This window comes from Clostridium sediminicola (genome assembly GCF_050402865.1).
In the GTDB taxonomy this organism is placed as follows: Bacteria; Bacillota; Clostridia; order Clostridiales; family Clostridiaceae; genus Clostridium_AF; species Clostridium_AF sediminicola.
Genome location: NZ_BAABMF010000022.1, coordinates 22,995 through 36,397, shown reverse-complemented (window position 1 = coordinate 36,397; position 13,403 = coordinate 22,995). Strand labels below are relative to the sequence as shown.

8 protein-coding genes are annotated in these 13,403 nt (G+C 26.9%); all 8 read right to left on the bottom strand.

Annotated features, from left to right (window positions below):
• Positions 1–732 precede the first annotated feature (732 nt).
• A complete protein-coding gene (locus tag ACQ3F0_RS22960) occupies positions 733–1,023 on the bottom strand; it encodes a hypothetical protein (RefSeq protein ID WP_428868117.1) in 291 nt (96 codons plus the stop codon).
• Positions 1,013–2,059, bottom strand: a complete 1,047-nt coding sequence (locus ACQ3F0_RS22955; RefSeq protein ID WP_428868116.1) for a hypothetical protein — start codon at positions 2,057–2,059, stop codon at positions 1,013–1,015. Before ACQ3F0_RS22955 ends, ACQ3F0_RS22960 begins: the two co-directional genes overlap by 11 nt.
• A gap of 16 nt (positions 2,060–2,075) precedes the next feature.
• Entirely contained in the window at positions 2,076–3,299 is a 1,224-nt protein-coding gene (locus tag ACQ3F0_RS22950) for a hypothetical protein (RefSeq protein ID WP_428868115.1), read from the bottom strand.
• A gap of 37 nt (positions 3,300–3,336) precedes the next feature.
• Entirely contained in the window at positions 3,337–5,697 is a 2,361-nt protein-coding gene (locus tag ACQ3F0_RS22945; RefSeq protein ID WP_428868113.1) for a dynamin family protein, read from the bottom strand.
• 13 nt (positions 5,698–5,710) lie between these two features.
• Positions 5,711–8,050, bottom strand: coding sequence for a dynamin family protein (locus ACQ3F0_RS22940; protein WP_428868112.1), 2,340 nt, complete (start codon positions 8,048–8,050; stop codon positions 5,711–5,713).
• Positions 8,051–8,071: 21 nt separating this feature from the next.
• Positions 8,072–10,378, bottom strand: a complete 2,307-nt coding sequence (locus tag ACQ3F0_RS22935) for a dynamin family protein (protein ID WP_428868110.1) — start codon at positions 10,376–10,378, stop codon at positions 8,072–8,074.
• A gap of 739 nt (positions 10,379–11,117) precedes the next feature.
• Positions 11,118–12,146 (bottom strand): helix-turn-helix transcriptional regulator, encoded by a 1,029-nt coding sequence (locus tag ACQ3F0_RS22930; protein ID WP_428868109.1) that lies wholly within the window; start codon positions 12,144–12,146, stop codon positions 11,118–11,120.
• A gap of 192 nt (positions 12,147–12,338) precedes the next feature.
• Entirely contained in the window at positions 12,339–13,262 is a 924-nt protein-coding gene (locus ACQ3F0_RS22925; RefSeq protein ID WP_428868108.1) for a DUF4352 domain-containing protein, read from the bottom strand.
• Between the last annotated feature and the right edge of the window lie 141 nt (positions 13,263–13,403).

Below are 13,403 nucleotides of genomic sequence, written 5' to 3'. Positions count from 1 at the left end.
ACTGGAATATTCAACCCCCTATTGCATATTTTACAATATATTTATACTTGATTAATTAATCTTATAATCTCTTTTTTATATTCTACAGTGGAAATTCTCCTATTTGCCATTGCTAAACACTTCCTTTCAATTATGTTATACATACCTTTTTATGTGTCCAGCAAGTTAGGGATAGTCCATCATACACCTGTTCCATCCTTTATTTACACATATATAAATATGTTTCACATATTAAAGTGTTTTTGGATAAATTTTACAGAATTCTTTATATAGTGTTAATAAATATATAAGTTTAGAAAGCCAGTTGAAGTGATATAACTCACCTCAACTGGCCCTTAAAAATATCCTATTCAATTTCTCATTCAATCCGACACACATCTGGAACCATTAATTATAAAAAGATGCAAATATTAAATATTCAAATACAATTAATTTGTGCTAGATTAGCTACAACAATGGACACTTATGCACATATTACTGAAAAAATGTATTGAAAAACGGAAAAGTTTATTATATTTTTCCATCACATACAATATCGTATTAACCCTTAGAAAATAGCGAATTATCCAACTTCTAAAATTAAGCTATATTTTTTTGAATTATAATTTATTTATATCAAACATCCCGATAGATGGCAAAATCACATTTGTCATCTTCTTTTTTATAATAATTTCAGCATCATTATATGCAAAATCATAGTATGTTTATACATAAAGAAACCTCATCCATATTTTATAAGCTTTTCATTTGTTCATTTAAATTTCTTAAATATCTTTCTAAAAAAACAATCATATGAAAAGCATGCTTATAATTTTCTATCATAATATTATGCTTTATATTAATTATTAATTTTTCAGCATCGATTATTTTCTTTTTTAAACCATCTGCATTTTTAAATTTCCTTACCATTATTAATGTGATTATTTTTTTATTTTCTTCATCTAAAAAAAAATCATCAGTTTTCTTATTTAATAATTCTAATAAAATCCCTTGATTTATCAAATCATTATATCTAACTAGCATCCATCATCATCCTTATTAATTCTAAGTCCTTTTGATTTAAGCTTAATATTTCATTCTGCATTTTATTTAATACTTGAACCTCCTCTTTATGATGTTCACTCTGAAGTTTAACGTTATTATTAATATTTTCACTGGAGATTCTTATTTCATCTAATACATCATTAATTGTTTTACTTTGTTTCTTTATTAACCCCTCTTGTTGATCAGATAGGTCCTCTAATGTTTCTTCAAGTAGGTCTTGCAAACTATTCATACTGTTTTTTACATTTTCATAAAACTTGTTTTGTCCTGAATTATATAATTCGAAATAAGGTGTAAATTTATCACTAAGATTTTGCAAATACTCTTTATTGTAATTTAAGCTATCTTCTATAATTTCAGTAATTTTACTTAAATTTTTAAGAGAACTCTCTTTTATTTCTTTAAGTTCTTTAAAATCCTCTTCAATACGTTCAACAAATAGTTTCTTTATTTCATTTGTAAATTTCCCTAATTCTGTTGAAACCTCTTCTATCTGTTTCTCGCTATTATTACATATCATAAATAGTTTATTTGAAATTTTTTCTTGATTATGCACAAGATTATATTGCCCTTTTTCAACAACTGCAGTATGCTTGCTTAAATCATTAACAATTTTATCAATCTTTTCATGAAATATGTCATTAAGCTCATGCTGAGTTTTAATATTATCTTCATGCTTTTTATTAAATTCATTTAAAACTTCTTCTGTTTTACTACTCAGATTATCTATTTGTTCAATTATTTTTTGATTTTCATTACTAATATTAATAATCATCTTATTATTAATATCTTTAATGCAATTAATAATGTTGTTTTGAAATTGATTAAACTCTTCTTTTTTATTCTTATTTCCTTCTTCAACATGATATGAATATATAAATACCAAAACTCCACTAATAACACCAATTAAACACCCTATATAAATCCCATATTTACTATTGGAACCATATAACGGTATCAATGTTCCACTTATTATTAAAGAACACAGACTACCTAATAATATATTCTTTTTCATCTTCTGTCGCCTCCATCTATATTAATGTTTCCTTAACATTTCCCCATATAGCGTACTTATCATTTATAAATTTATAAATAGCTTTTTTTAAATCTTCCCTAATAAATTTATCAACGGTCTGCTTAAAGTATATTTTGTTATCTTTAACACTATCTAAATACTCTAACCTACTTAAGTCTTTAGACATTAGTTTCTTGTTATTTAATTTTCTTAATACTTTAATCTCCATACTCGCCCATTTTTTTGTAAGAATATTTTCAAATTCTTCAACTGATTTCATTAATATAATATCTCTTAAATAACTTTCATAAATGAATGAATACACTTTGTCTTTAAATTCATTAAATATTTCTTCATTAACAGCATCAAACCAGCATCTTGCTAAACTTTTCCCTTCATATTTTATCCATTTTTCATAAGAACATATTTTATCTAACTTTTCCACTGATAATAATTCATCTATTTCATAATAATAATCCTCATAAAAATATTTAATAAACATTTCATGTTGCTGATTAATATCATTCAAAACCCTATCTTTTATTTTTTCAATAAACAACTTTTTGTTTGTTAATATCTCAATCATCTTTTCCTTTTTATCACCTAATTCCAATAAATAATGAGAATCTCCTACTCTTTTTTCGTAGTAAATTTTTTTAGCCATCTCTACAGCTTCTGATTCATTTGTTATATCTGAAAATGCATACCTTCTCCCTGTTAACATAAATGCCACTGTTATATCAGCTTTACTTTCTTTTAATATATTACAATCTTTAACAACTTCCAAGGTATTAATATCTGAAGCTTCAGCATATGGGAAAAAATCAAACCATATGATTTTATGTAAGTTTTTTATCCAAGATTCATAGTCAAAATTAAATGGTTCATTATAAGTAATAAATTCCCTAGTCTTACCTTGTGGTGGAGGTAATACATATATAAATCCACAAGGAAGATATCTTTTGGATATTGGTAGATATATATTTTTTATTGAATCATTTGGCTTCTTATGAAAAAGGGAGATTATCTCTCCCCTTTCATTTTCATAGTATCCTTCTTCTTGTTCAGATACAAAAAACACAAAAGTATGGTTTTCATAACCACAACTGTTGTTATTAGGAATATATGCTTTAAATTTTTGAGATAAATAAACCTTAAAAAAATCATATCTTTCTCTTTCATCTGTTCCGAGGCAGAAAACCACCTGTTTCTTTTGTAAAATTGTCTTTAGCTCTTTCATAGCACTTCCCTTTCAATTTAGCGTTATTTACCTAAATCTAAAGATCATTTAAATATTTATTGATATTTTCTAATTTATTATCAACTTCTTCTGTTTTTTCTCCCTTAGACTGAAGTACCATCTTTAAATCTTTTTGCAATTCTTCTAACTGTAAGATTGATTCAGAAGATGACGATAAGATTATATTCTGAATTGTACTAACAAAAGCATTATGGACTTCTTTGACTAATGAATCCTTTAATTCATTAATTTTATTTGAAAACTGATTTCTTGCTTCTAAAATATACGTTTCTTTAGCTTTATGTTCTGCTGTTTTTCTTATATTTTTCTTTTCCATTTCGAGCTGTTTTTCAGCTTTTTTAATATATTTCTCCTTTAATTCCTTTTCCTTTAATAACTTTTCTTCTTTATTTTTTATTAAATCCAGTTCCTCTAACTGCTTTATTTCTTTTGCAATATATATATTATGTTTTTGCTTAATATTATTTTTTTCATAAAAATATTCTCTCTCATACTCCTTATCTACTTCAATCCTTGGTGGTTTATCAAATATTGAACCTGCTTTTTTTAACCAATATTCAAATGTTATCAAATCTAAAATCCCCGTGGACTCAGTTGGTAAAATCCCATCAGCCTTCTGCTTAACTTGTTTAGTGATATATAGAACATCCTTAGCTTTGTCTGCTTTTGAAATAGTTTTGAATGTTTGAGTTACTGCTTTAGTTACATTCTTAGCTTTTCCACCTTTACTTAATATTTTTGCAATTTTAGCTCCACCTGTACTAATTGCTTTTCCTGGTAAAAATAAAAATGCCCAATCAGCAATATTCCCTATTTTGCCTAATGCCTCCGATGCACTATTGTCACCTTCGATAATATATTCTTTAGGCCTGTACATGCCTAATTCATTAAGATTTCCTTTTATTTCTTGTTTTGCAAAATTTATTTCTTCAACCATTTGCAATATTTCTTGTCTTTTTAAATCAAACTTAAGTAATTCTTCATCACTTTTATTTAATAAATCTTCAATTTCCTTTATCTCTTTTCCCAGTCTCACTGAATTAAAATCTCTATCATCTTGAATTTTATTTAAATTAATAGGTGAAAGGTTTAATTCTATATCAAAATCAATATTTTTTTCTATAGTATTTTTTATTTCCTCTAATTCATCACTATACTTTTTATGTGAATCATTTATTAATTCGCTTAATTTTTTGCCTACCAAACTATTAGCTCTTTCAGAAAATCTTTCTATAGCTAAATAAGCTTTTTCTTCTGCATTATCCTGAAGATTATTTAAATCATTTATACTTACTAAAATTGAGCAATATTCATTTATACATTCATTTACCTCTTTAGTAATTTCTAATTTAAGACTATTTTCAATAGGGTTTATATCATTTTTTATTTCCTTAGAAACTATCCTAAGTTTCCTATTGAGAACATCTATCTGATGATTTATTAAACTTAGCTTTGCATTTAATGTATCTTCATTATCTTTACTGATTTTTTTAAGAATCTCAAACTTTTCATTTAGCTTGTTTTCAAAGATATCCTTCATAATTGATAATCTTTTTTCAATGCTCACAATAAAAATATTTTCTACATCTTTACTTATGTTTGCATTAATGTATTCATATAAATTATCAAAGTTTTTCTTCCAAAGATTTTCTTTCAAAAATTCCTTTTCATTTGTCAATGGAAAATAATTTACTTTTTGTTGCATTAATTTCTCTAAGTTTTCAAAATCCTTTTCAACTGCTTCATCAATGGTTTCTTCTGAGTGCTTTATCTCATCCATTCTAGTTCTAACAAATAACAGTTGTATGCCTAATTTATTGATTTCTTTTATTATATTCAAGTCTGTTAAAGTTAAAGGCTTGCCTAAAACATATATCAAATACTGTGCTTGAGGAAGTATTGAATATGCTAATTCTTCATGTGATTCAATAATTGTATTTATTCCTGGTGTATCTATTATAACTAATCCATCCTTTAACAAATCACTGTCTAAACTAACGTGTATAGATTTTATCTTCTTATTATTTTCAACTGCTTGAATTGATCTATTCATCTCAATATTAAATTGATTCAAATTATATAATTCTTCAAAAGTAATGAATTTCTCTGAACCATCAGTATATTGTATATAAGCTTGCTCTTTCCCATACTCAATGTATGTTATAAAGGCTGTGGTTTCAGTGTTTTTAACAGGTAGTATATCTCTTTTTAATAAGTTATTAATTAATTTAGATTTTCCTGATGAAAACTGTCCTATAAAAGGTAAATAAAATCTTTTTTCTTCAAACCTATTCTTAATTTCATTTAGCACGTATAAATTGGAGCTATCTTCTAAATACGAAGCTGTTTCTATGTATTTATTCAATTTTTCCTTCATCATTATCCCTCTCTTATACTTCCATTGTTTTGATTTCATCAATTTCAATTATTTCAAGTTCAGTTTGTACATTAATTACTCTTCCCAAGATTTCTTTAATACTATTTATCTCACTATTAAATCCATCAATCATATTCTGCTTTTCTTCTATAGATGCATCAAGTTGACGCTTCCTAATCTCTCTATCTTCTTTCTTTTTCTCAATCATTTCCTTTATATTTTTCTCAATGATATCTAAAACTATTTCAGTCAACTCATTTCTTTGACTTCTAATCTTTTTAAACAATACTTTTTCAACTTCTTTTTCAAGTTCATCTATATAATCTTCAAATTGATTCTTAATGCTTCTTAATGCAGCAGAGTACTTCTTTTGGAATTTTTCTTTGTATTCTTCTCTATATTGCTCTAACTCGCTTTTCTTATTAATTTTTACATTATTCAATCTCTCTTCAATATGCTCATACTGAAGAGGGTTTTTATCTAATTCACCTAAATTTTTGAGTTGTTTTTTAAATTCTGTTTCTTCTTTTTCATATTTTTCTTCGATTTTTGTTCTATTCTCGTCATACTGTTTTTGATCTGAATCATCAACCTTGGTCTTTTGCACAGTTACAAGTTTTTTACCAAATAATGCTGTGCTAACTACACCTATGACACCGCCTCTCCATTTTTCTTCATGGTCTATATATGTAGTTTCATTTTTCGATGGTCTTGGCCCTAAAATTGCGTCAAAGGACTCTTTTCTGTTTCTTAAAGCATAAATTTTCTTTTCCAATTCTTCTTTATTATTTAATTTAATCTGGGCTTCTATTTTTTTATCAGCAATTTCATCAATTTCCTTTTCAAGGTTCTGAATCTCATTTTCATACTCTTTAATCTTACTGCTATATTCTCCTAATCCAAAACTTAAATCTAAAGATTCTGAGCTTAAAGTACAAGCTACCTCTAACTCAACCACATCTTTTGATTCCTTATTATTCATAGAGTTTTCAATTTCTGTTGAGTATTCTCTATATTTATTGCTTAAAATTTCTTCAAATTCTTCAACAAATTCATCATATACCCTACTGATAATACTTTCAAAATCTTGATGCATTTTTTTATTAAACCTGTCTAAATTCACTTCTACATCGTCTAAATCTGCCCAATCGTTGATTTTTAATAGGTACCGTTCTTTTAATTTTTGAGATTCACTCTTTAAATTCTCTTTAATTTCTCTTATTATAATTTTAAGTTCAGAAGATACATCATCCTTTTTGTCATTTAATGAGGCTTCAAGATTATCTATCTCTTTTTCTATAGCTGAAATTTCCAAATTAATTTCATCTGTATCTGTAACATTTTGTAATTCATAAATCTGATTATCAAGATTTTTTTTTCTTTGTAACAAAATATTTCTAACCCTTTTAACAGGAGCTAATAGTTCCTGTTTAGCTTTTTCACCTTGAGTTAAAAATCTCCACAAGCGCTCTTCAAATGCGTTTATATTAGAATTTTTTAGATATCTTTCTTTCTCCTCTTCAGAGTGATCAACCTTTCCTCTATAATCTAGCTTTTCATCACTTCTAGCTACAAGAGCAGGATATGCAGCTATAGGCCATATTTCTGGAATTGGTTCATTTGGAAAATATTTTTTGTAATTATTTTTAACATTATTAATGACATCTTCAACAGTTTGCTCTCCAGTTTTTATTTCATCAATTCTATTTAAAACAAATATAATAGTATTAACCTTTTGCTTCAAATTCGCTAAAAATTCAAACTCTGTCTTTCTTCCTGGTTGGTTAGCAGCAAACATAAATATTGATGCATGTGATTTTTCTATTTGTTTTTCTGTAATTTCTTTATGTCCTTCAGCAATTCCGTTTAAACCAGGGCTATCAACTAATATTACGCCTTCTTTAAGGAACCTTGAATCAGTATACAACTCAACATAATCAATATCCTGTGCTACTTCAATATCACTTTTTGTACTAACAAACTTCTCGATTTCCTTTAAACTTGCTTTTTCTATAGATTTTTCTTCATTATTCTTATACTTGATTACAACTTCATGTCCATTTGATGATAGCTGCTTATGTTTTAAAAAATTCACTGTAGCCGTTGTCTCCGTGGAGAATGATGGTAAATATTTTTCTCCCATTAAAGTATTTAAAAATGTAGATTTACCAGCACTAAATTCGCCAACTACAGTAATGCAAAAATTACCCTTTTCAACATTTTTGTAAAGATCCTCAAATACCTCTTTCTTTTCTTGATTTTCAAACTTTTCATAGTGATTTTCTGCGTCTTTTAGCAGCTCTAATACCATTTGTTTACGCTGATCATACTGTTCTTTATAATTATGACTCATAGATGTCCCTCCTAGAATGATTTATGTATTATTCAAAAGCTTTTCAAGCTTTTTATAAGTTTTTTCTATATCTTTAATAAACTTAGCTTGTCCTTCATTATTACTATCATTATCCTTCTTTAGTAGATTTAATTTTCTTTTATATTCATTCAATAATTTTTCGTAATATTCTCTAACATTGAATTTTATCTTTTTAATATTAGATTCTATATTTTTCTTTATAGATTCTCTAAGTTGCAAATAAATCCTACCATTTTCCGTATTCAATACAGTATATACCTTTTCACTTATTTGCTTTTTCTGTATATTAACATATTCTTTTTTTGCTTTACTCATTATCTCCTGAAAATCCTCTTGTTTTCTCTTAATAATATCTTCTTTATCCTTTATTTTCTCTTCTAATCTTTTAATTTGAGCTTCATTTTGAACTCTTCTATTTTTCAGATTAGTTATACGTCTATTAAGCTCATCTAATTCTTTTCTTTCAATAACATCTTTATTTGCATATTTAATCTTTAATTGCTGCTGCTTTTTTCTCCAATTATCTCTTTTGGCTGTATCTTCGACAGTTTTAGTAACTGTTTTTTCTTTATGAGAACTACCAAATAATCTAAATATACTTAATGATGCTCTTTCAACATATATTGTTTCCTCAATTTCCCTAGTTTCAACTCTAGGTTCACTACCTAATCTTGATCGTTCATTATTCAACTCTTGTTGTAATTTTTTTACTTTTTGTTTAATTATATCCCTAGTTTTATTTACCCTATTTTCTTCTTCACATATTTTATTTTTTTCTTTAACATTTTTTTCTTTACTACTTTTAAAAATTTCTTTTTCAGATTTTAGTTTTTTCATTTCACTAGAGAATTGTGCTTCACCAAAATCTGTTACTATATCATTTTCAATTACTGGTATTCCTTTAGCATTAATTTTTATAGTAGGCTGATATTCTTTTACTCTTAAAATTGCACTTTGATATATTTCTTCAATAATATTCTCCAAGTATCTGTTATAAACTACTTTTGCAGAAATTATCTTATTTTGAAGTAAACCTCCATATTTATTTTCATTTAAGGCTTCTTGTATGCTATGAAAAGTCTCTTTATTTAGTTGCTGGTATATGCCATTTTCTATATTATTCAAATCACTTTTGATTTTCTTTTTAAGATCCCTTTCAAGTTCAAATTGTCTACTTTCAATAAACCTCTCTATTTTACTCAAATTTTTTGTGAACATTTGGTCAAATTTATCTAATCGTGATTGAATTTCTTCTACTTTTTTGTTTTGGGTAGTTGTTACTGCAATTTCCATCTCCGCTTCCAATTGTTCCTTTAAATCAATAATATTTTGTTTGAATTTTCTCTTAATGTTTTCATAAAATATTTTATTTTTGTCACCTTCAATTACATTTTTCCAAAGATGTTCTTCAAACACTTCAAACCTTGATTCCTGCCATGCTTTAATTTTATCTTCTGAAGTTAAATCTATTTCATCATCCTGATATATTCTTTTAATTGTTTGATCTTTGTATACCAAAGCCTTTAGAGCGGATATACCAAAAACCTTTAATTTAATTTGATCATCTTTATCGTGAATATTTAATACTTGCTTTAATTGATTTTGAAAATCCTGTAGTTTATCATCAGGATTCTCTCCTTCAACCCCTTTAATTTCATCAATAAAATTCATAACAAAAAGCATTGAGTTCTGATATTTTGAAACTATATTTAGAAATTCATGACTTGCAGATACTCCTCTTAACTGAAATAAACATATGCTAGCATGTGCCTTTTTAATCTCTTGCATAGTCAAGTCTCTATGCCCATCAGCTACTCCATTTAGCCCAGGTGTGTCAATAAAAACTACTTTTTCATTGATATTTCTAAAGTTCACATATATTTCGACTGATTTGATTTCCTGAACAACGTCTGCAACTTCTGATTGAGTTGTTGCGAAATCTTTAAGAGCATTGGGATATTTCTTTAAATCAAATTCCTGACTTTTTTTATTTATATCATTAAAGTTTATAATAATCTTGTCCTCTTTAGAATTTCCTTTAGGAACATTGTGAATGTATGTTATTGCAGCTGTAGTTTCTGTAAGCGCATGTGACAATATATCTTTACCAATTAAAGCGTTTATAAATGTGGATTTCCCTGAGCTAAACTCTCCAATCACTGTTATTCTAAATTCTTTTTCATTGATTTCACTTTTTAATTCTTCTACTCTTCTTTTGTAATAATCTGGTGCTTGTTTATTTATAAAATCATCACTTAAAAATTTATTGATTTTATTTAATAACATTATTTCATTTCTCTTGACCATAGTTATTCCTTTCTTTCTTTTTTATCCCTTTCTGAGAGTTTACTTGACAGCATCTTCTTCATTTCAATTCCAAAACACAAAACAAGCAACCAAGTTACTACATGCTTCACAACAATACCTAATACCTTCAAATAACAAGAAATGAAATAGGCAATTTGGGTTTTGCCTTTTATATAAAGAGTGCTGTAACTATTTCAACCACGGCGATTCTACTTTTATAACCTATTCAATTGCTCCAAATACTCCTTCAAATCACATAGTTTACATTTTATAATTTCGCAATCATTTTTATCATAATCAATCCTAGAATAACAATCATATTTTTAACTATAATAAGGATACATCAAACTATTATGTAATTATTGGAATTTTATATCCTGAAAAACATATGTATTTAACTACCGTTTAATTTGTTGTTGAATCACTTTATCTGGGCTTATGATTTTCACAAGGAGCTCAACTGCACTTTGAATTGAGTGGCTTTTGTTTTTATCACTGAAATATTCTAAATTTAGATTAACCAATTTAAATATTTTAGCACGAATATATTTTTCCATAGCTTGTATAAATAAATATATATAGAGAGTGCCTATACTAATAGCTATCTTTCAAATAAATAGCAACGTCTTCACCTTTTTAGCCAACATATACTATTCATTTGAAACATCAACATTATGACGAACATTTTCTAAATACATACTTTTCCTTCCATAGATAAAACTGATATACTTAGTTAATCTTATTTTCCTCTATACCCTAAAACCATCTTCTCAACTTCCTCAGCCATCTCTTTCCTGAATCCATCAGGTTTCAAAACTTCAACAGCAGCACCTTGACTAAGAAGCCACATTTTAAGACCCTTTACATATCCTTTTACTCTAACAATATACTCACCATTACCTATATCTTTAATTTCAGCATTTGGTAATTTATCTTCTACTGCTTCAATTGATTTACCACTAAATCTAAACTCTACTCTTTCCAATTCTCCAAACTGCATGTAATGGGCATCTTCTCTTAATTCTCCGTCATCAACTTTTGAATTTGAGTCTAATCTATATCCTTCATCTAATAGTTCATATGATAGAATTCTATCTACTCTGTAAGGGATTACTTTACTACTCTTATTGCCATCATCCCATTCGATAAAAGCTATTAGATAAAAATAAAACTCTGAAAATAATAAAGCCGAAGGTATTAATTTTCTTTTAGTAATTTTCTCAGATAATTTCCCATTTTTACCCACTTTTCTATAATTAATAGTCATTTTTCGATTTTCTCGAATAGCTTTTGTTAAATCCCAAATCTTATTTATCAAATTTTCATCTTTATGCTTAGGCTCATGATAAGTATTTTTCTCTCTGAAAATGATTTTATTGATATCTTCCCAATCAGAGTAACAATGATTTTTTATTAATTTTTTTAAGATCTTTTCCATCTGATTTTTACTTAGTCCTCTGCTCTCTAAACATATCTTTGATATGGATAAGATTTCTTCTTTTGTAAAAAATGGACTGTCTTTTGATTTCAATTCATAAATTTTTTCTTTTTTATCATACTCAATTTTCATATCAAAAAAATCACTTTTACCCTCATCTTCAAAACTACGGTTAATATCCTTTATATATCTTTCAATAGTCTTTTCATTAACGTTAAAATCCTCAACGAATTTTTTCTTTTTTATCCTACCGCCTGAAATTAAAGTTCTATACATAATTAACAGCGCCTGTGGTTTTTTTATTCTATAACCTTTTACATAATCTTTCATTTTTATCACCATCTAACTTTATTAAAGTATATTTCAACAAACTATAACATATTTTTAATTTCATCTACAATATATCATATTTCTTTCGAATATTTTGTATATTTTTAGCCCATATTTATTCTTTTTCAACCAATATTTTTTATGATATTTTAAACAAGCTTTATTTTTTCAAGAAATCTCTTATTTACAAATTCACCGTTGCTTATTAACAAGTGATATCAATTCTGTTTTCCCTGAAATCATTCCTCCTGAAACTTCTAATTGGTAAAACTTATTTGGATCTAATACATCAAATACAATGTATCCAGATTGTTGGAATTTTGGATTCAACGAATTTAAAAAGAAATCTCCATTCCCTTCAATACAATCACCAGCAGTGTAATCAGCAGTATATTCTGTACCGTCCTCTTCTATGAGTTTGAATAATGATGTATCAATCATTCTACTCTCTTTGTCATTATTCTTCACATTAACTTCTACAATACAATATATCCCTTGAGCAGTTGCATTCATATATTCATTTTCAAGTGATTCAGCAACACTAATACTTAATACTGTGTATTCTAACCCTCCAACTTCTACAAAATCACCTATACTATAATGAATAGATATAGACTCTCTTTCAGAACCATCTGTAAAAACTGATCCAATGATCCCAATAATTAATATAACTCCAACAATACTTCCCATAATCATCATTAACTTCTTATTCTTTTTAATATTTATATTTTCATTGCTAGATTTTGTTTTTAGTTCATTTCTAGAGCTTTCAATTTGTTCTGGAACCTTTCTTTTAAGCATCATTATCCCTGCTATCAAAAATAATGTTGAAGGAAGTATCCCTGCAAAGAAAATTGATATAAAAGTACCAATCCCTGAAACTACAAATCCCCAACCTGATAACTTTCTATTTTTTCTTATTAATATTATTGAAATAATACCTGTTATTGAAAAAATAAAAGCTGCAAAAGATAAACCTCCAAATCCACCTGAATCTCCTTTAAATGTGTCAGATAATCCTCCTATAAACAATGCAAAGAATGAGCCTATTAATCCCGATAATACTCCTAATACCCCTAATACTATTTCCCCTGTTCTTGAAACTGAATTTTTCATTTTCATCCTCCTAATTTCTTTTTCTGTGATATAGGCATATTAGCATAGACAACAGGACAGAAACTGTCCATTTCAAGAAAAATGATTGAAATTATTTCTACTTCTATATCACCAGTAATTACTTCAATATCAATTGTAATA